Here is a 19,473-nt window from a genome sequence, read left to right as displayed (position 1 = left end):
GGTGAAGTAATACCATTTTACGTCATGGAAGGGCATGGCTAGGATCGGGTCATGCCTTCGGTTGCCTGCCAGCCTGCTGACCCAGCCGGCCTGCAGGGCTGCGCACCTGCAGATGCCCGAAGGCGCTCCCCTCCCCCGCTGATAGCGAACAGATGACCCGCTCCCTCCGTATCGTCGCCGTTTCCGGCGGACTGCAACGCCCCTCCCGGGCCGCCGCCCTGGCCGAGCATCTGCTGGACCTGATCGGCGAAGACATCCACAGCGAACAGCAGCTGATCGAACTCGGTGAGCTGGCACCGCAGCTGGCCGGTGCGCTGTGGCGCTCGCAGCTGCCCGAGGCCGTGGAGCGGCAGCTGGTTGCGGTTGAACAGGCCGACGTCCTGGTGGTGGCCACGCCGGTCTACCGCGGCTCCTATACCGGCCTGTTCAAGCACTTCTTCGACTTCATCGACCAGGATGCGCTGGTCGACACCCCGATCCTGCTGGCCGCCACCGGCGGCAGCGAGCGCCATGCCCTCGTGATCGACCACCAGCTGCGCCCGCTCTTCAGCTTCTTCCAGGCCCGCACCCTGCCCCTGGGCGTCTACGCCACCGACCGCGATTTCGCCGAGGGCCGCGTGAACAACGACGCACTGATCCAGCGTGCGCGACTGGCCGTGCAGCGGGCGATGCCCCTGCTGGCGCTGTCCCATCGCGCCGCGCCTCCCGCTACCGCAGAGGCCACCGCAACGCTTTGAATGCCAGACGCCGCCGACCTGCATCTGGATGTCACCCCGCAACCCGGAACGCCGCCATGACGACCGATACCTTCACCTTCAGCATCACGCGCATCCCCTTCAACGAGGATTACCAGCCGGCCGAGGGCACGCGCATCACCACCAACTTCGCCAACCTGGCCCGTGGCGCGTCGCGGCGGGAGAACCTGCGCAACACGATCAGCATGATCAACAACCGCTTCAACGACCTGGCACATTGGGACAACCCGAATGCGGACCGCTATGCGGTCGAGCTGGACATCATCTCCGTGGAGATGCACATCGACGGCGCCGACGGCAGCGATCCGTTCCCGTTGATCGAAGTGCTGCGGCCGACCATCGTCGATACGCAGACCGGCGTGCGCAGCGAGGGCATCGTTGGCAACAACTTCTCGTCCTACGTGCGCGACTACGACTTCAGCGTCGTGCTGCCGGCCAGCAACGAGGGCAAGGACACCTTCGGCATTCCGGAGGGCTTTGGCGACCTGCACGGCAAGCTGTTCCAGCACTTCCTGCGCTCGGACGCCTACCGCGCCAACTTCAGCAAGGGGCCGGTGATCTGCATCAGTGTTTCCAGCAGCAGGACCTACCACCGCACCGAGAACCATCACCCGATCCTGGGCGTGGAATACCGCCAGGGTGAGTTCTCCCCCACCGACCAGTACTTCGACAAGATGGGCCTGCAGGTGCGCTATTTCATGCCACCGGGCAGCGTCGCGCCGCTGGCGTTCTACTTCCAGGGCGACCTGCTGGGCGATTACTCGAACCTGGAACTGATCGGCACCATCAGCACCATGGAAGCCTTCCAGAAGATCTACCGCCCGGAGATCTACAACGCCAATTCCGTGGCCGGCAAGGTCTACCAGCCCAGCCTGAAGCACCAGGACTACTCCTCCACCCGCATCGTCTACGACCGCGAAGAGCGCAGCCAGCTGGCGGTCAAGCAGGGCAGGTTCACCGAAGAGCACTTCATCAAGCCGTACCGTGCCGTGCTTGAGCAGTGGGCCGCCCGCTGATCCATCGATTTACCAACCGCCCCAGGACACACGACACAATGCCGACGAAGACGCTGCTCCCCACCTCCACCGCAGGCAGCCTGCCCAAACCCTCCTGGCTGGCAGAGCCCGAAACACTCTGGTCACCCTGGAAGCTGCAGGACGAAGCCCTGCTTGAAGGCAAGCAGGACGCCCTTCGCCTGTCCCTGCAGGAACAGCAGCACGCCGGCATTGATATCGTCAGCGACGGCGAGCAGACCCGGCAGCATTTCGTCACCACCTTCATCGAGCATCTCAGCGGCGTCGACTTCGAGAAGCGCGAAACCGTGCGCATCCGCAACCGCTACGACGCCAGCGTGCCGACCGTGGTTGGCGCGGTGAGCCGCCCGAAGCCGGTGTTCGTGGAGGATGCGAAGTTCCTGCGCCGCCAGACCACGCAGCCGATCAAGTGGGCGCTGCCGGGCCCGATGACGATGATCGACACGCTGTACGACGCGCACTACAGGAGCCGCGAAAAGCTGGCCTGGGAGTTCGCGAAGATCCTCAATGAGGAAGCGAAGGAACTGGAGGCCGCCGGCGTTGACATCATCCAGTTCGATGAGCCGGCCTTCAATGTGTTCTTCGACGAGGTGAACGACTGGGGCGTGGCCGCCCTGGAGCGTGCGATCGAAGGGCTGAAGTGCGAGACGGCGGTGCACATCTGCTACGGCTACGGCATCAAGGCCAACACCGACTGGAAGCAGACGCTGGGTTCGGAATGGCGCCAGTACGAGGAGTCGTTCCCGAAGCTGCAGACCTCCAGCCTCGACATCATCTCGCTGGAATGCCACAACTCCCATGTGCCGATCGACCTGATCGAGCTGGTGCGCGGCAAGAAGGTGATGGTCGGTGCCATCGACGTGGCCTCCACCACGGTGGAAACCCCGGAGGACGTGGCCAACACCCTGCGCAGGGCGCTGCAGTTCGTGGACGCCGACAAGCTCTACCCGAGCACCAACTGTGGCATGGCGCCACTGGCGCGCGACGTGGCCAGGGGCAAGCTGCGCGCACTCAGCGCGGGGGCGAGGATCGTGCGCGAAGAACTCTCGGCATAACCCTGGCTGGGGAGGAATTGCCGTTCGAATGTCGGTTTGACGGAGCCTGGCCGGGTATCGACCAGGCTCCACCCCGCCCCTGCACTTCCGGTCGGGTCTTCATCGCGGGCTGTCGCGGCGCCAGTGCCTGCTTGATCCGTACCACCTCCCCCGCCCCGGCCTCGGCCAGGCGGCGGGCCTGCTGCCGTTGTTCCCGCGAAAGCGCGGGCAACGGCGCAGCGCCTGTTTCCGGCGCTACGTCCACCAGGCGTGCCACTGCCTCGCGCAGCCGCAGCTGTGGGCAGAGCCGCGCAGCACACCAGCGCTCGGCGTAGCGCCTGGCCTGCCGCACATTCGTGGCGGCCACCACCTTGGTCTGGGACATCCTGCGTGCATCCAGGTAGACCCGGAAGCCAAGTTCGGCATGCGGCACGATGTTGGCCACCGAGCGCCCGTTCCACCACAGGTCCCAGCGCTCGCCGCTCTGTACCCAGCCGGAGGGCCGGGTGACCGTCATGAACTCTGGAAGATCGAAGGGAGGACTCATGCCGGGAAGGATACGAGCGCCCGTCGCACCGGCTGAGATCCGAACCGTGCGCTTGTTCGAGACCATGAATCGTTAAGGCGCGCTTGCTTCCGCTACGCCTGCTCCGCACCGTCGGGCTACGGGAACAAGAACTAAAGTGACGCGTCACGCTCGATGATGCTTTCGATCCACTCGATGTAGCGGGACACGCGCACGTTGTAGACCACCTGCCCATAGAAACCCGCTTCCAGCGCATGCTCGGGTACGGCGGTGATCCAGGAACCGAGGCCCACCAGCTGCCAGGCCCCATCTTTCTCGATCACCAGCGGGCCGCCGCTGTCGCCGTTGCCGAGCACGCCTTCAAGGGGAAGGCCCTGCGGAGGCGGATCAAACCGGTACCAGAGATAGCGCGTGTTGCCGCCGGTGATCGCGTTGCAGGCCCGCCGCAGCGTTGTACGATGCGGCCCGCCGGGCACCAGGCCAGTCGCACCATTGCCGGTGGCGCCTCTCCCTATCAGGGCGGCGACCTGCGTGACCTCGTCGGCGCCCCGGTAGAGTGCGACCGGCGGCACATCGCCCACCGGTGCGGCAAGTCTGATCAATGCAATGTCATCCGATGCTGCCAGGAACGCGTGGATTTTCGACGCGCTCCCGGTTGCCATCGCTTCCTTGCCCAGCGCCTCGGGCATCTTCCGGTAGCCGGGGTGCAGGAAGACGCGCTCGACGCCGTAGCCGTTCCCATTGATGGTGATGGTGGCGCCCCTCCCTTCCATCGGCACGGCATGCGCGGCGGTCAGCACCCAGCGCGGCGCGATCAGGACGCCGTGCCCCTCGCCCGGCATGTCGGCCAGCGCGGGGAAGGCCGATGCATCGATCTGATACCGGGCGTCGTCCACATCATCACGGATGACCACGGCACCGGCAGTGAACGGGAGCGTGGCCAATGCCAGGAAAATCCAGCGGTTCATGGTTGCTTGCATCCCAGCAGTTCAATCCCAACAGCCTAGGGCATGGCCCTGCCATACGGGGAGATCGTGCGACCGATCCCCGGCGATGGCCGACGAATGCGGGGAAACGGGAGTTGAAGCCAGGCGGGCCATGCCCTACCTGCGGCCGCGATAGGGTTCGCAGCCCACGCCATCATTGTCGCGATCGAGGTGCGGGCCATAGCCCGGATCACCACGCCGTACCGGCGCAGCCCCGGCGGCGCGGGCCTCCGCGCAGTTGGCAAACACCCGGGAACTGCGCGCGGGCGCGGGGGCGAAACTGCTGCGCGGAGTGTCGACGTATCGAGGGGCGGTTGGAGCGCCTCGATGGCAGTGATACTCACCCGTTTTCCGGTTGGTGTGGCACCCCTGCTTGTCGAGCCCGCCCGGATGCGCGAGCGCATTGGCGGACAGTGCCAGTGCGAGCATGCCGGATGCAGTCAATACGCTGGAAACGCGGCGTCGTGTGTCCATGCCTTCCCCCTGTCAGGCACTCCTCTGCCAAGGGCAAGGCTAGCATGGTGTCTCGACCGCCAGGCTTGACGCTGCAGCGGCTGCCACTCAACGCAGGTAGTGCTTCAGGAACAGCCAGGTGATCAGCGTCGGCAAGATCAACAAGAAGAAGCTGCGCGTGCTGCACGCCCCGGAGGCAGGCGCCGGCAGTCGCTGATCCCTGCGCGGCCACGGGCTCTGCGCCAATGCGGGGAAATCAATGCACCCGCGCTCCTGTTCCGTCGGTTCCGCCGCATACATCGTGGCTGGCGCCGATCCTCCCTCGCCCCTCGCTCCTACAGTGGATTCGCGGCGACGCACGGCCTGCACCCCCGATGGCAACGCCGCCGCCCCCACTTTTCGAGCCCACAGGAGCGAGACATGGCATGCCTTTCCCGGACTACCGCTGGCACAGCGGCAATGCGCCCAGCCCCCTCCACGCAGGTTGAACGGAGGGGTGCACCATGAACCAGGTCTACGTCGCAGTCTGGGATGGATCCCACTATCTGGTCGTCCGCAAACGGGTGCTCAATAGCTGGTGGGGCAGCAATTCCGTTGTCGTGCTTTCTGCCGAGGCGATGGCCGCTGTGCTGGCCATCCGCAACGCGTCCGGCGGTGGCACAGAGCAGGACTGGGATCTGGTGAAGAAGCTGCTTTCCGGCGCCTGGCGCGCCGCAGGGTCAGTCGCCTACCGCGGCGAACGCACGCTGCCCCGCACCATGGACGCACTGGACCGGGCGCTTGAAAGCGCCGAACGCACGCATCCGCAAACCGATGACATCGCCATGGAGACGCTGGCCGCTCTGCAGAGCCTGTTCCGCGAGGACGCAAGAACCCCTCCCACGTTCAGCGCTGCGCGTGCAACCTTGCGGGAGCTCTCCATCGCGTTGCCGCCGCCCACCCGGGGTGCGCCGAACTGGGCCGCTGCGTTGATACTGGCACAACGCCTGGTGGCGGAAGTCGGAGCGTGGTCGGATGCCCTGCCCCCGGCGCTGGTGAACCAGGCGGGGCAATGGGCCCTGCCCGGCGGCGGCCGCCTGAACAACGAACGCAAGGAGCGCGCCGCGCGCCGCGAGTTCGAGGAGGAGCTCGGCATCTGGCTTGGGCAGGGACGCGCCGCATGCGATCTGCGTGCCCGGCTGTTTCCGGATGGGGGAGGCAGCTTCTCCCTGGTTCGCTTCCGCACCACGGCCGAGGAGCTTCTGCGGATGGCGCAGGAGGCCGAGAACAACGTCCAGGCCAGTGCCAGCAGCCCTGCGCGCCCCCAGTCCTGCCTGGTGACCGACTGGGAGGTGGCGAGCATCGGACGGGTGCCGGTGACCGAACTGCGCAACATCCTGGGAGCAAGGGTGGAGGTTCCGGGCGCAGGAACACCGGAGGTTGACGAGGCCCTGGCCGGCGCCAGGCCCGGTAGCCAGGAGATCGACTGGTACCGGGAGATCGCCGCTCTGCTGTCACCCGCCTGAGCCTCCAGCGCGAACCCATGTGATCCCCTGCAACCCCAGCGAGGCCCCTCCATGAAAGAGAGCACGCCCGAGCGCGAGGCCCGGCGCCACATCAGCAAGCAGCTCACCGCGCAGATCAACAACGCGCAGGCGTATCCCGACGTCCGCTCGGTCGTGGTGAAGGCCCTGTCGGACATCAAGGACCAGCTGCGCAGCCTGTCCAGCAAGGTACGGCGCGACTACAGCCTGAAGCCCGACGAGCCGCTGATGTTCTTCTACGTCAAGGGCGGCAACGCACTGGACGCACTGCTTGAACGCCCGGCCCAGCCGCCACCGACGCTGTTCGATTTCGGCCGGTCCGACTGGGATACGCAGGTGGTGATCAATCCCTGGATTCCGATCCCGGCCCAGGACGCCCTGCACGGCGGCGTGGAGGACATCGTGATCGAGGTGATGCTCGGCGCCGGCCTCAACATCGCATTGGAGATCAGTGTCTTCCCACCCAACCAGAATCCGCTGGCCGGCCAAGTGGTGGATCTTGCACCGGTGGACATCCATGTGCCGCCCGGCCAGCAGTGTCTGGTGACCTGTGACACTCCGCAGGCGTTCCGGAAGGTCTACCAGCGTGACCGCGCGGGCCTGCATCTGTTCACCAGCGAACCGCTGAAGGGCATCGGCACCTCCACGGCCTTGGCCAGCCCGTCCGTGCTGCCACCGCCGCCGCCGCCACTGCCCGTGCAGCCGCCACCTACCCCTCCGCCGCCACCCGGCATCATCCTCAACGACGGCATCAAGCCGTTCGTGCTGTACCGCATGGGCTACACCTGGCACGCGCGATGGGTGAAGGATCCGAAGGCGCCTGTCGGCGACGACCCGGTGACGCCGCGGCCGATCCTGATGGAACTGATCGATGTGACCACGCCGCGCCGCGATACCGTGGAGGCCGTGACAGTGTGGTCGGACATCATCCGCAACCATCTGGTGATTGCCGAGGATGCCGGCGCGGAAGAGCGCTGGCGGCTGCCCCTGCCCAGCATGGAGTACCACCTGTGGGAAGGCCTGACCATGCTGTGCGAGATCGCCGCCTATCCCGGCTGGCCGGGTGCGGACAAGCTGGAGAAGCGTCGCCGCAATGTGCAGCGCATCCACGACTGGTACCGCGACCAGCAGGGCGACCTGGCGACGTTCGGCAGGGTGATCGATGGCATCTCGGCGGCGCCGGTGTTCGCCGATGACAGGGACTGCATGCAGCAGGTCGATGCCTGCATGCGTGAGGTCAAAATGCGCATGCAGGCGTCATCTTCGGGATTCGATCACGGCGCCCTGTCGGCCACCCACACGCATCGCCTGCGGCAGGGGCGGCAGTGGGTCGCGCAGCGGGTCGCAACGCTGCTGCAACGCCTGCAGACATCTGCCGCATCCTGTGGCTACAGCGACGATCTGGCGTTGATCGGGACGCTGGCGCAGAACCCCTACCTGGATGTCACCCAGGTGCCGATCTCCGACGTCGACTGCGCGATGATCATCCGCACCGACCCTGCAACGCTGCGCAGGGCGACGGCGGCCAACTGCTTGAATGCGCTTGCCCAGGATCTCGGCGCGCACATGACCATCGAGGATTCCCTGCACTCGACCGTACGTGCGACGGGTATCAGTTACGAGCGAACGCTGGTGATCTTCGATGCGCCGCGTTCGCCGTCGGCGCGCCTAGCCAAGGCGATCCTGACATTCACCACGGCTGGCCCGGTCGGTTGCCCGTTCCGGGACAGCCCCGACGGTTCCGGGCAGGCCATCGCACCGTTGCTGGACATGGACAACCAGCGCAAGGTAGCAGCCTCGATCGTCCAGGGTTTCGTGCAACGGGCGAATCTGTCCAGGCAGCACGAGATGATCCGGGTGCTGTTGCCGCAAGGGGAATGATCCTCCATCAGCGCAGCGCGGGCGGCGGGTTCCGATCAGGTCCGATCAGTCCCTGCCCTCCAGGATCCATGCCTCCAGCGCCTGCGTGTCCCGCATGTCCCCCGCGTAGCGGCGATCCGGCACGTAGGGCTCGTTCGAACCGCGCCCGCGACCGCGGTAGACCTTCATGGGCACCGAAATCCGGCTCAGCCCACTGGGCAATGGCTGAGGCCTTATATCCATGTAGACACTGTCGGCGGACGTCTCGACCCCCACCTGCAGAGCGCCCAGCCGCTTCCATAGATCCAGTGCATCCAGGCAGGCTGAGCCGCAGGAGGCGTCCGCCACGATCACCACCCTGCCGCTGCGATCCGGAACGGCTGCAGCGGGCGGACGCATCGGCCCAACCGGCGCGTCCGCCGGTTCGCGCCACAGCGCCTCACCGTTCGCACCGGCACGGGCCATCCCTGCGGTGACCGTTTCCAGCATGTGCAGCAGTTCGGGCGACGCGTCGTGTGCTGCCTTCAGCTTCTGCAGGAAGCCGCGCAGCTGCGCGATGTTGGCCTCCGACGTCCGCCATTCCGCCCAACTCTCGTCACGCAATGCATCCACCGCTGCAGGCCCCCAGATCAAACGGGCCAGCGCGATGCTCCAGTGCGACGCACCTCCGGTATTGCCGCGCACGTCCAGCACCACCCGCGGTGCCTGCTGCAGTGCGTCGGCCACCGGGGTGAGTTGCTGCAAAAGCTCGGTCAGCTGCTGGGCATTGCGCGTGGCTGGATCGGCATTGAAGCTGCTGGTGGTGATCCAGTAGCCGCCACCGGCCAATGTGTGCCAGCCATTGGCTGGGCGGAAGCTGCGACGGGTATCGGCCAGTCGCGCTTCGCGTGTTGCCGTATCAATCGGAAGCCATTGCAGCGTGTAGGCGCTCTGGCGCCCATCCACCCAGAAGACGCAGCTGTGCAACGTCGGCACGAACGGGTTGCCCTGTTCAAGCAGCACCTCGCCGCCAGCGTGGATACGGCTCGCCTGCAGGTTCCAGCGCCCGTTGAAGTCGCCCACGCGCCACTCAGCCAGTGCCTGTGCATCGACGCCATCACAGGACAGCAATCGCGCGCCCATGGGCGGCCGACCGGGGCGTCCATCCACGACCATCACCACCTGCGCGTCACCTTCGAAGCCCGTCAGGAACCCGGACCATCGGGCCGGCAGCATGGGGGCGCCCGCCAATGGATTGAGACTCACGTGGCCATCGTTGAACGTGGCCGCATAGCCCTTCATCGCCCACCAGTAGCCGGCGAAACTGTCGACCTGGCGCGCGCGCGACCGTGCAAGTGACAGGGCGCCGTCCATCTGGGCGACGAAGCCGGGATTGTGCGGGTCAACCACCCCGGGATGGCCGTCGCGCAGGGCCGCGTCAGCAGCCTCCAGATCCATCAACAGCGTGCTCGGCCAATCTGTGGCAGAGCCTTGGGTGCCTGCTGCCAGTACCGCACCGACCAGCAACGATGCGAGCGCCATCGATTCACCTCTCGACTGGATTGCGCTCCAGTCTGGCAACTTTCAGGTCTGTCGTGCCGCGCCCGCCGCAACGGGCGCGGCGCCACGTCAATGCAGGGGCACCTTCAGCACCGAAGGCGCGTTGGCCGGTGAGCTGAAGGTCACCGCACCGCCCAGCTGGCTGATGCCCGCATAGCGCAGGTCCACGGTATCGACCACCAGGGTCAGGCGGCTGCCGGCCGGGAGGTTCCAGCTGCTGGCTTCCAGGCGGAGATCGATTGTCTTCGGCTGGCCGGGCGTGGCCCCGCGCAGGGTGTAGGGCTTGTGGCTGACCAGCTGGCCGTTGCCCAGCACGTCTTCGGCATACAGGTAGGCATACAGCGTGGTATTGGCGCGGCTGGGCGTCACCGTCACCCGCACTTCCGGTGCGCCATCCAGGCGACGTGCGCTCCAGTAGATCGGGCCCTGCCAGACGCCGGCGGCGTTGCGGCCGACGAACGGTACATAGGCGCCGGGCGGCAGGTTGATCATCTGCAGTGCACCGGAGGCCATCACCACGCCGGAATTGGCAGCCGTCAGCAGCCCGCTGCCGATGCGGTAGCTCCAGCCGGTAGCGCCACCGTTCTCTGCCAGGCCGCCGGTGGGCAGCAGCAAACCGGAGGGTGCGGTCAGGCCGTAGCTGACTGCGCCCGCATTGGTGGCCTGCCAGTCCGGATAGCGGCTCCAGCTGCCCTTCTGCGACTTCAGCTGCACCGCTGCCTGGCGATCGATGCCATTGGCCACGCCCTTCAGGTAGTGGTCGAACCAGTCGCCCACGGCGGCATAGACCTCATTGGGAATGCCGAACGCACCGAAGGCCTCGTTGAGGGCATGGTCGCCGTGGCGCAACTGCAGCTGCTTGGGCCCCTTCAGGCGGTTGAAGAAATCGACCAGCTGGCCCGGCGGGAACAGGCTGTCATTGAAGGCATTGGCGAGGAATACCGCCGGCTGGTTGGCGTTGATCTCTTCAAGGCTGCTGGCCGGGCTGCGCTGTGCGGCCACCGGCAGCAGCGAGTCCACCGCCCCCTGGTAATTGCCGACCAGCACATTGCGGTTGATGGTGGCCAGCTCCGCGCCGGGGCGGCCGGTGGCCAGGCCCGCCGCCACCAGTAGGGCGATGCCCTGGGCGCTGGGTGTGTCATGGCTGTACAGCGACGCCTGCAGGTCGGCCCAGCCACTGAGTGCGGCAACGGCCTTGATGCGGGGGTCGCGCGCCGCCGCCAACAGGCTGGTGCCGGCGCCATGGGAGATGCCCGAGACCCCGATCCTGGCCGGATCGGCGCGGGTGTTGTCCAGCGCCCAGTCGATCAGCGCGCTGACATCCTCGACCGTGGCGGGCCCGGCGATGTCGATGCTGCCACCCGACTCCCAGAAGCCGCGCGAGCTGTAGCTGATGACCACATAGCCGCGCTGCGCCAGCGACTGTGCCACGCCCACGTACTCCACGCTGGGCACCGCCCAGCTGCTGGGCATGACCAGCAACGGATAGCGCCCGCTGCCGGCATCCTGCGGCTCGATGACGAAGGCCCCGAGAGGCGTGCCATCCCAGCTGGGAATGGTGCGATGGGTGGTCTTGACCGTGGCGGCCCAGGCGGTGGGCGCCAGGCCGGTCAGCAGGATCAACAGCAGCAAAAGCTTGCGCATCGTCGTCTCTCCCCGTCGGTGGTGGTGCAACGGGTCGGACCGTACCAGTGCGAATGGTGGCTGGCACCTTGCGACGCAGCATGGCGCAAAGCGCACCTTGGTATGCTTCGCGGCACTGCGGTCCTCCGCAGGCTCCCATCAATGCAAGGATGCCCCCCGATGCGCAGGACGCTCTTCGTCGGCACGCTCTTGAGCGTGGCCAGTCTGTTCGCCCCTTCAGTCGTGGCGGCCCGGGACCCTGACGTCACGGATGACTGCAGCGAAATCGCGCAGTTGATGTCCAACGACGACTTTCCGGCACTGGACGCGATGGCCGCGCGCCTCCGCACGGGCGAGCTCAACGCCGCCGGCGAATCCCGGCTGGGCCGTTTCTACCTCTGCATGTCGCGTGCAATCGGCACGGCGCGGCAGGAGGTGGAGGCCTGGAACCGCTGGTCGGCCTGGGCGGCGCGCTGGGTTCAGCATGCGCCAAAGTCGCCGGCAGCCCACCTGATGACTGCACGGATTCCGCTCAACCTGGCCTGGAGCTACCGCGGAAATGGTTACGCCAACACCGTCAATGCCGAAGACTGGGCTCAGTTCCATGAGTACAACGCGGCTTCGCAGGCCTACCTGCAATCGCATGAGGGCGTTGCCGGCGGCGACCCGTTCTGGCACGAGATGAGCGTGCTGATCGCGCTGCGCGAGGGCGCGGATGACGAAGAACTACTGACGCTCGTCGACCGTGCAGCGAAGGCCTTCCCCGACTACGAGCCGCTGCACTTCATTGCCCTGCAGCACTTCACGCCGGCCTGGGGCGGCAGCGCACAGAAGATGGAAGCCTTCGCACGGCGCTCGATGGCCAGTATCCCGAAGAAAAAGCGGGCCATGCGCTACGCACGGCTGTACTGGTCAGCCACCGCGTATTCGGCCGATCACTTCCGCGCGGCGACACCCGATTGGCCGCTGATGCGCCAGGGGCTGGACGAAATCGCACAGCGCTACCCGACCATCGACAATCTGGAGACCATTACGCGCTACGCCTGTTGGGCGCGTGACGGCGATGCCCTGGATCGGTGGAATCGCCTGTACTTGAGCCGAAGTGGTTTCAGCGAGGCGGTCATTGCGGACTCGAGCGAGCAAAGCAGGGCCGCCTGCCTGGCGCCGGATGCTGGGCAAGAGGCTTCCTTGTAGAGCCAATCGGTGCGGAACCGGGCCGCGGAGGATGCGCGGTCCAGCATGCACTTCACACCTGCAGGGTGCTTAGCACGTACGTATGTCAGCCACGGACCGCGTGATCTGACACATCACCAGTGCTTGCACCCGGTCACAGCTTCGCGTTCTCGTCGTTGACCAAAAGACGACAGCTTGTGACGCTTGCGACACCGCGCGGCCCTCCGGGCCTCCTCATCGCGGCCTCGCTCTACTGCACTCCGCATCACCCGTATCCGCAACGCCTTCACATGACACAGGCCCGGCCTGGTCGTGGCGGGCAGCTGCGTCCTGAACTCTTTGCTGGAGAATCGCAATGCGCCTTGCAAGCTTCGTCTTTGCCTTCGTCCTCAGCGCCTTTGCCGGCGCAGCCCAGGCCCAGGTAGTCACCCTCAACAAGGGCGGCTTCGTGCTCACCTACGACTGCGGCATCCACAGCGCCACCCGTTACGAGTACACGCTCACCGCCGATACCGGTTCGGCCGCACGGCCGTCCAGCTTCTACAAGGACCCGGACCTGCCGGCCGGTTGCCTGGGCCAGACCAGCACCGCGTCCTACGCCAGCATCAAATCCGGCTATGACCGTGGCCATCTGGTGACGTCCAACCACATGGATTACGACGCGACCTACATCCGTCGCGCCAACTACATGACCAACATCGTGCCGCAGGTGTCCAGCTTCAACCAGGGCATCTGGGTGAAGGCCGAGAACGTGGCCGAGTGCTACCGCGACATCGCGCCGGTGGACGTCTACGGTGGCGTGGTCTACGGCGATGCCGCCAACGATTATTTCCTGGCCAGCCATGGCATTCCGACGCCGGAGTTCTTCTGGAAGACGATCATCACCCGCGACCCGAACACCGGAACCGCCAAGGCGATCAGCTGGATCATCCCCAACGAGGCCAACCTGGGCAGCCTGGACAACTACCTGGTGACGATTGCGGATCTGGAGGAACTGCTGGGCGCCAGCTACGTGGCGATCAACGCGCCGGCCTCGCTGAAGAACATGCTGCCGGCCACCACCTGGCCGCAGCCGGCCGGGTGTGACCTGGGCTGATCGGGGGGCAGAGGAACGTCACGATGCCTGTGCGCGCAGCCATCGTGACGCCAGCACTCTGGCCAGCAGGAACTGCACTGCGGCGCCGACGACGGTGGCAACGACAAGCCCGCGACCTGTCGTCGGCGCCCCAGCGGACAGCGCTCGCAGAAGATAAGCCATGCTGGCCGGGATGATCAGCAGCGCCGTGGCAAGCAGGATCAGCGACACCACCATCGTGCGCGCCGTCGATGCGGGTTCCGGCGACGGCGCGCCGGCCCATAGGCCGGCAAACGTGGCCAGCGCGTAGGCCACCAGCAGGATCAGGCTCGCAATCTGCAGCTGCGCGGCGCCGTCGGCAACGGGCATGATGAACTCGCCGGGCGAGAATCCCACCGGCAGCTGCGCCACCAGGATGGGAAGCAGGCAGCTGCCGGCCACCAGCGTCACCGCGCCGGCGATGCTGGCACTGATGAGGTGATGGTGCCCGCCCTCGGCAGGGATGCGCCGCTGCATCAGCAGCGCCGGCACCAAGGCCAGCAGCGTGAGGACCAGTGCATGCGCAAGCGGCATCAGACCGATGGCTGCGACGCTGTAGACTGGAAACGGCAACTGCGCCATCGGAATGCGCATGGCGCGATCAAGCACGATCAGCAACCCGAAAAAGGCGACCGAAGCGATCACCGGATGCCGGATCCGCAGCGCGCCGCGACGCCCGAACAGCAGCATCGACACCAGTACCGCCGCTCCGGCGAAGAGACTCAGCCTGAAACCGAGCTCAGCCAGCGCGTAGCCGATTTCACGTGAGGCCTCGGGCGGGCCCAGACGGCGCCCGAATTCGACCAGGCGGAGGGCTACGGGCAGATACAGGCAGAGCACGTAAAGCTTGGCGGCCATCGCGAACTTGATGGGGTACGCACTGAAGAATGATCGCAATCGGTTCAAGGCGTATTCCCGTGCAGGCGCTGGGCGGGCTGACCTGGCAGTCTAGCGTTCCTGTGGCCCGCGTGCCCCGCTCGACCCGCTATGGGAAAATGGCGGGCACGTCGCCCCTTTGGCTGTTCCCGGAGTAGTAGATGTCCCGTTTCCCCTTCGATGCCGTGCTGTTCGACTGCGACGGCGTACTGGTCGATTCCGAGCCGCTGGTGGCCCGTGTGCTCTCGGAAATGCTGACCGCACGCGGCTGGCCGCTGACCCCGGCGCAGGCGGGCGAGGTCTTCCTCGGCCAATCCGTGGCTCATCTGGCCGGGCTGATCGCAGAGCGCACCGGCAAGCCGTTCACCGAGCAATGGCTGGAGGAATTCCGCCAGCAGCGCAACCGTGCGCTGGAGCAGGACCTAGAGGCGATCCAGGGGGCGCCCGAGGCCGTGCGTGCGATTGCCGCGGCCACCGGCGGGCGGATTGCCTGCGCCTCCGGTGCCGACCTGTTCAAGGTGAAGCTGCAGCTGGGCAAGGTCGGCATCCTTGATGCCTTCGGTGCCCATGTGTTCAGTGGCCAGGACATGCCGAACACCAAGCCTCACCCGGATGTCTATCTGGCCGCCGCCGCAGCGCTGGGCGTGGATCCGACGCGCTGCGCGGTGATCGAAGACACCGTGACCGGCGCCACCGCCGGCGTCGCGGCAGGTGCGACCGTGTTTGGTTTCAGCGAGGGCGGCCCGCACCACAGCACGCCGGAGGCCCTGCGCGCTGCGGGCGCGAAGGTGATCTTCCAGCGCATGGAGCAGCTGCCGGCAGTGCTGGCGGCCTACGCCGCCGACGCAGCCGCCTGAGGCGGCCTCAGCCCGCAGCGCCCAGTGCGGCGCCGCGGCGTTTCCCGGCGTAATGCAGCACGAACAGGTACAGGCCGGTGAACAGCTGCAGGAACAGTGGCGGCAACGGCGAATAGGTGATCCACGCTGCAGGCTCGCCCTGCCCCAGCCCGCGGACGACGAAGTTGGCGATCACCGCCAGGGTGAAGACGATCGAGGTCCAGCGATGTACGGGCCGCGCCCAGCCACCGCGGCTCATTGACGGCGCCTCGCTTCGGAGCGCGCTTCGATCATCTTCCAGCCATTGCCGGACGGGTCGCGGAACCCCGCATCGATGGCGCCGTAGCGTTCGACCGGCGCCTGGGTGAACTCCACGCCCTGCGCCAGCCATTGCGTGTAGCGCGCCTGGCAGTCATCCACGGCCAGCACCAGCGGCGGCATTGCGCCCTTGGCCACCAGCTGCTGCAGCGCCTGCGCGGTGGCCGCATCGTGGGTGGGCGGACCGGGCACGAACAGGCCCAGCTGGAATCCGTCCTGGCCGGGGCTGCGCACCGTCAGCCAGCGGTAGCTGCCATTGCGCACGTCGGTATGCACTTCGAAGCCGAGCGTGCCGACGTAGAACGCGAGCGCCTCATCCTGGTTGCGCACATACAGGCCGACCGTGTTAACAGTGTTTGTCATGGGACCTCCCTCAGGTGGGATCCACGTTAGCAACCGCCTCGCGGCGGCGCTTCTCCAAAACTGCGATGTTCAGGTCCGGTCGCTGCGCGGCACGTGCGTGGCATTCCGGCACGCTGGCTGGCGTCGCCTCGCCGGCGCGCTCGCGCTGGCGCACATTGCCCGGGCTGTCGCCGGTGATGTCACGAAAGATGCGCCCGAAGGTACCCAGGCTGCTCCAGCCGGTCTGCGCGGCGATCTCGGTGACCGGCAGCTCGGTGTCACGCAGCATCGCCACGGCCCGTTCGATGCGGCGGCTGAGCAGGTAGCGGTGCGGCGGCAGGCCGAATGCCTGCTTGAACGAACGCGCGAAATGCGCAGGCGATACCGCACTGACCTCGGCCAGGCGGGCCACCGGCCAGTCCTCGTGACTGGCGTGGTCCATCCGGTCCTTGGCACGCAGCAGGCGCCGCAACAGTTCCGGGCTCTGGTTCATGGCGTCACCGCGTGTGCCAGATGATGTCGCGACGCACGCCTGGCCTGCGCGGCCTGCTCGCCCAGCCAGTCACCGAATGCGATGACCTTGGCGCTGCGGCTGCGCGCCGTCGGTGCCACGAACCAGAAACCACGCCCGTCGCTGGCCACACCGGGATGTGCCTGCACCAGCCGCCCGCTGTCCAGTTCGGCCTGGAACAGGATCGGCGAGCCGATGGCGATGCCCTGCCCGGCAATGGCAGCACCGACATCCAGATGCTCCATCGCAAAGGGGGTGACGAAGCTCTCCGGGTCCGGTGGCGGAACAGCACCATGTGCGGAAAACCACAGCGCCCACCAGTCAGGCCTGCCGAGCAGTGGAACCTCCAACGCCCGCCGACCGAGCCCGTCTGCCGCCGGCAGCAGCGCTGGCGCGCACAGCGGAGTGAAAATGCTGGGGAACAGGGGCGTGGCCTGCAGCCCGGGCCACGCACCATGCCCGTTGCGGATGGCGGCATCGAAACGCCCGGCGGCCAGGTCCTGCGGCTCTGCCGACAGGTCCAGTTCCAGCACGATGCTTCGATGGCGCGCGCGGAAACTGCCCAGGCGCGGCGTCAACCAGCTGGTGCCCAGCGTCGGCAGAACGGACAGGCGCAGTCGTGCTGCATCCATGTCAGCGGCGCGCATGAAACTGGCGCGCAGCGCGTCGAAGGCCCGGGTGGCCTCCACTGCGACGCTCGCACCGGCGGCGGTCAATTCCACATGCTGGGCGTGGCGCAGGAACAGGCAGGTCCCGGTCTGGGCCTCCAGCCGGCGCACGTGGTAACTCACCGATGCCGCACTGGTGTCGAGCTCCTCGGCGGCGCGGGCGAAGCTGCCCAGCCGTGCCGCCGCCTCGAAGGCGCGGATGGCGACAAGCGATGGCAGCTGGCGTTGGGTCACCATAAGTGTGGCTTAGCCTGAGCCCCGATTTCCGCGTGGTCAATCCCCCTCGCACGCCCAACGATGGAGGCACCTCCGGCACGGGATCACGCACATGGATCGACGGCAGTTCCTGGCCACCCTGGCCGCCACGGCAGCGTCCACCGCCCTGCCCTCCGGGTGGGCCCTGGCCAGCCCCAGCGCAGACTGGAAATGGTTGCAGGGCAACTGGCAGGTCCGGCACCAACGCCTGAAGGAGCGCCTGGTGGGCGATACCCGCTGGGACGCCTTCACCGGCGCCAGCGCGGTCTGGCTCACCCTGGGCGGGCTCGGCACCATCGATGACAACGTCATGGCACTGCCTTCGGGCCCCTACAGGGGCCTAGGCGTGCGTGCCTTCGATCCGGTGTCTTCCACCTGGTCGATCTGGTGGATCGATGGGCGCACCCCTGCCCATATCGAAGCGCCCGTGCGCGGCGCCTTCGCAGGCGATGGCGGCAGCTTCCGTGGTCGCGATGATTTCAAGGGAAGCCCCATCGAGGTCTGGTTCCGCTGGCATGACATCCACGGCGATGAGCCGTGGTGGGAGCAGGCGTTCTCCGACGATGCCGGTGCCCATTGGGAAGTGAACTGGCGCAACTGGTTCCGCCGCACTGATGCGATCCCCACTCCGCTTCCGAAGCTGCCGGATGCACCGGGCGATTTTGATTTCCTGGTGGGCCATTGGAACGTGCGCCATCGCCGCCTGCGCGCTCGGCTGGCAGGCAGCGATGCGTGGGACGCGTTCAACGGCACCCTGCACAACTGGCCGGTACTGGGCGGATTCGGCAACGTGGGCGACAACCTGATGGACGTGCCTGGAGCACCGCTACGCGGCATGGGCATCCGCGCCTGGAATGCGGCCGAGCGGCACTGGCTGAGCTGGTGGCTGGATGGCCGCGCGCCGACCCGGATCGGCGCGCCACTGCGTGGGGGATTCGAGGCCGGTGTCGGCCGCTTCTTCGGCGAGGACCAGCACGAGGGACGGGCGATCCAGACGCGGGTGATCTGGTCACGCATCACCCCGCGTTCGGCGCGCTGGGAACAGGCGGCCTCCGCCGATGGTGGACGCAGTTGGGAAACCAACTGGGTCAGCGACTTCGAGCGACAGGCATGAAGGCGCTGCTGGCCGTGATGCTGCTGGCATCGGCATTGCCCCTGCCCTCCCCGCCCGTGGTGCTGCGGATCATCGGCCCCGCCGAGCGCTTCGCCCCCGGCATTGCCTCCACACAGCATGACGAGATCCGGCTGACCCTGAGTCCGGACGGCAATACCGCCCTGTGGTTCAGCCGCAACCGGCCGGGGGGGTCTGGGGGCTACGACATCTGGATCTCGCACCGCGAAGGTGACCGCTGGCGGCCGGCCACGCCAGTGCCGTTCAACACGCCGGGGCGCGACTTCGATCCCGCATTTTCCGCAGATGGGCGCGTCGTGTATTTCTGCTCGGACCGCGCAGGCGGCCAGGGCGGTGACGATCTGTATCGGGTCAGCATGGGGAGCGACGGTCGATTCGGGGAGCCAGTCAATCTTGGCCCCGCAGTGAACAGCGCGGCCGATGAGTTCGCGCCGATGCTCTCGCCAGACGGTCGTACGCTGTTGTTCTCCAGCGATCGTGCGGGCGGTGCTGGCGGCCATGACCTCTACAGCGCGGCGATGATCGGCGCCGTCGCGCAGCCGGCACGGCCGCTGGCGGGAGACCTCAATACCGCAGCGCAGGAGTTCGATGCCACCTTCCTGGGCGACGGCCGAACGGTGGTATTTGCCCGCGCCCAGGACTTCGGCAGCGCACCGGTGCGCCAGTTCATTGCCTACGAACGTGGAGGCCGCTATGACGCAGGCCATGCCTTGCCATCGCCCTTGAACGCGCCCAGCGGCGACAGCTACGGCGCGATGCTGGATGGCTCGCGCCGTGACACGCTGACCTACTCGGCGCGACGCGCCGGTGGTGAGGGACTGGACCTGTACCGCGTCCGCTACCGGATGATGCCGCGCTGAAGGCAGTGGGTGTCGATTTCCCACGCGCCCGTTCGTCGAGAGGTTGAGTACCCCA

At 66.9% G+C, this 19,473-nt stretch carries 20 protein-coding genes; 10 read left to right on the top strand and 10 right to left on the bottom strand.

Annotated features, from left to right (window positions below; genetic code table 11):
• The first annotated feature begins 152 nt into the window (after nt 1–152).
• From msuE to VG566_RS01140, 3 genes are read left to right on the top strand one after another with little or no spacing between them, the layout of a single operon-like run.
• Nucleotides 153–737, top strand: a complete 585-nt coding sequence (msuE, locus tag VG566_RS01150) for an FMN reductase (protein WP_241883896.1) — start codon at nt 153–155, stop codon at nt 735–737.
• 56 nt (nt 738–793) lie between these two features.
• Nucleotides 794–1,771 (top strand): DUF1852 domain-containing protein, encoded by a 978-nt coding sequence (locus VG566_RS01145; RefSeq protein WP_049406286.1) that lies wholly within the window; start codon nt 794–796, stop codon nt 1,769–1,771.
• A 38-nt stretch (nt 1,772–1,809) separates the two neighbouring features.
• Nucleotides 1,810–2,844, top strand: a complete 1,035-nt coding sequence (locus tag VG566_RS01140) for a methionine synthase (protein ID WP_014647229.1) — start codon at nt 1,810–1,812, stop codon at nt 2,842–2,844.
• On the opposite strand, the gene VG566_RS01135 is transcribed toward VG566_RS01140, so the two are convergent.
• The 3 genes from VG566_RS01135 to VG566_RS01125 form a co-directional block, all read right to left on the bottom strand.
• Nucleotides 2,801–3,436, bottom strand: a complete 636-nt coding sequence (locus VG566_RS01135) for a hypothetical protein (protein WP_241883897.1) — start codon at nt 3,434–3,436, stop codon at nt 2,801–2,803. The two genes, VG566_RS01140 and VG566_RS01135, sit on opposite strands and share 44 nt — an antisense overlap.
• Before the next feature lie 65 nt (nt 3,437–3,501).
• Nucleotides 3,502–4,317 carry a S1 family peptidase gene (locus tag VG566_RS01130; RefSeq protein WP_423172610.1) on the bottom strand — a complete coding sequence of 272 codons (816 nt, stop codon included), beginning with the start codon at nt 4,315–4,317 and terminating at the stop codon, nt 3,502–3,504.
• Nucleotides 4,318–4,452: 135 nt separating this feature from the next.
• The gene (locus VG566_RS01125) at nt 4,453–4,809 is read right to left on the bottom strand and encodes an excalibur calcium-binding domain-containing protein (RefSeq protein WP_088123868.1); all 357 of its coding nucleotides are present in this window, start codon (nt 4,807–4,809) and stop codon (nt 4,453–4,455) included.
• A gap of 482 nt (nt 4,810–5,291) precedes the next feature.
• Between VG566_RS01125 and VG566_RS01120 the strand changes: the two genes are divergently transcribed.
• Nucleotides 5,292–6,293 (top strand): NUDIX hydrolase, encoded by a 1,002-nt coding sequence (locus VG566_RS01120; protein ID WP_241883899.1) that lies wholly within the window; start codon nt 5,292–5,294, stop codon nt 6,291–6,293.
• Nucleotides 6,294–6,344: 51 nt separating this feature from the next.
• Complete coding sequence (locus VG566_RS01115; RefSeq protein ID WP_241883900.1) at nt 6,345–8,192, top strand: hypothetical protein; 1,848 nt, start codon at nt 6,345–6,347, stop codon at nt 8,190–8,192.
• Between the two features lie 45 nt (nt 8,193–8,237).
• Here VG566_RS01115 and VG566_RS01110 read toward each other — a convergent pair whose 3' ends face one another.
• Both VG566_RS01110 and VG566_RS01105 read right to left on the bottom strand, forming a co-directional pair.
• On the bottom strand, nt 8,238–9,692 hold the full coding sequence (locus VG566_RS01110; protein ID WP_241883901.1) for a S41 family peptidase: 1,455 nt from the start codon (nt 9,690–9,692) through the stop codon (nt 8,238–8,240).
• Between the two features lie 87 nt (nt 9,693–9,779).
• Complete coding sequence (locus VG566_RS01105; RefSeq protein ID WP_241883902.1) at nt 9,780–11,354, bottom strand: alpha/beta fold hydrolase; 1,575 nt, start codon at nt 11,352–11,354, stop codon at nt 9,780–9,782.
• A 159-nt stretch (nt 11,355–11,513) separates the two neighbouring features.
• Between VG566_RS01105 and VG566_RS01100 the strand changes: the two genes are divergently transcribed.
• Both VG566_RS01100 and VG566_RS01095 read left to right on the top strand, forming a co-directional pair.
• Nucleotides 11,514–12,527 carry a DUF4034 domain-containing protein gene (locus VG566_RS01100; RefSeq protein WP_164109320.1) on the top strand — a complete coding sequence of 338 codons (1,014 nt, stop codon included), beginning with the start codon at nt 11,514–11,516 and terminating at the stop codon, nt 12,525–12,527.
• Between the two features lie 334 nt (nt 12,528–12,861).
• A complete protein-coding gene (locus VG566_RS01095; protein WP_032957559.1) occupies nt 12,862–13,602 on the top strand; it encodes a DNA/RNA non-specific endonuclease in 741 nt (246 codons plus the stop codon).
• Between the two features lie 18 nt (nt 13,603–13,620).
• Here the strand turns inward: VG566_RS01095 and VG566_RS01090 are convergent, their stop codons facing one another.
• Entirely contained in the window at nt 13,621–14,478 is an 858-nt protein-coding gene (locus VG566_RS01090; RefSeq protein WP_241883903.1) for a hypothetical protein, read from the bottom strand.
• A gap of 179 nt (nt 14,479–14,657) precedes the next feature.
• Here VG566_RS01090 and VG566_RS01085 point away from each other — a divergent pair, with 179 nt between their 5' ends.
• Entirely contained in the window at nt 14,658–15,353 is a 696-nt protein-coding gene (locus VG566_RS01085; RefSeq protein WP_241883904.1) for an HAD family hydrolase, read from the top strand.
• A gap of 7 nt (nt 15,354–15,360) precedes the next feature.
• Here VG566_RS01085 and VG566_RS01080 read toward each other — a convergent pair whose 3' ends face one another.
• Genes VG566_RS01080 through VG566_RS01065 form a run of 4 tightly spaced genes read right to left on the bottom strand, consistent with a single transcriptional unit; the run spans nt 15,361 to nt 17,408 of the window.
• On the bottom strand, nt 15,361–15,591 hold the full coding sequence (locus VG566_RS01080; protein WP_032957563.1) for a hypothetical protein: 231 nt from the start codon (nt 15,589–15,591) through the stop codon (nt 15,361–15,363).
• The gene (locus tag VG566_RS01075; RefSeq protein WP_241883905.1) at nt 15,588–16,013 is read right to left on the bottom strand and encodes a VOC family protein; all 426 of its coding nucleotides are present in this window, start codon (nt 16,011–16,013) and stop codon (nt 15,588–15,590) included. Before VG566_RS01075 ends, VG566_RS01080 begins: the two co-directional genes overlap by 4 nt.
• Nucleotides 16,014–16,023: 10 nt before the next feature.
• Nucleotides 16,024–16,485 (bottom strand): helix-turn-helix domain-containing protein, encoded by a 462-nt coding sequence (locus VG566_RS01070; RefSeq protein ID WP_014647242.1) that lies wholly within the window; start codon nt 16,483–16,485, stop codon nt 16,024–16,026.
• On the bottom strand, nt 16,482–17,408 hold the full coding sequence (locus tag VG566_RS01065; protein ID WP_241883906.1) for a LysR substrate-binding domain-containing protein: 927 nt from the start codon (nt 17,406–17,408) through the stop codon (nt 16,482–16,484). Before VG566_RS01065 ends, VG566_RS01070 begins: the two co-directional genes overlap by 4 nt.
• Before the next feature lie 91 nt (nt 17,409–17,499).
• Between VG566_RS01065 and VG566_RS01060 the strand changes: the two genes are divergently transcribed.
• A complete protein-coding gene (locus tag VG566_RS01060; protein WP_241883907.1) occupies nt 17,500–18,540 on the top strand; it encodes a hypothetical protein in 1,041 nt (346 codons plus the stop codon).
• Nucleotides 18,537–19,418 (top strand): hypothetical protein, encoded by an 882-nt coding sequence (locus tag VG566_RS01055; protein ID WP_241883908.1) that lies wholly within the window; start codon nt 18,537–18,539, stop codon nt 19,416–19,418. Before VG566_RS01060 ends, VG566_RS01055 begins: the two co-directional genes overlap by 4 nt.
• The last annotated feature ends 55 nt before the right edge of the window (nt 19,419–19,473 follow it).

The organism is Stenotrophomonas sp. CASM114 (assembly GCF_049384325.1).
Lineage (GTDB): Bacteria > Pseudomonadota > Gammaproteobacteria > Xanthomonadales > Xanthomonadaceae > Stenotrophomonas > Stenotrophomonas muris.
The sequence above is the reverse complement of the archived record's forward strand: the minus strand, read 5'-3'. Positions and strand labels throughout refer to the sequence as shown.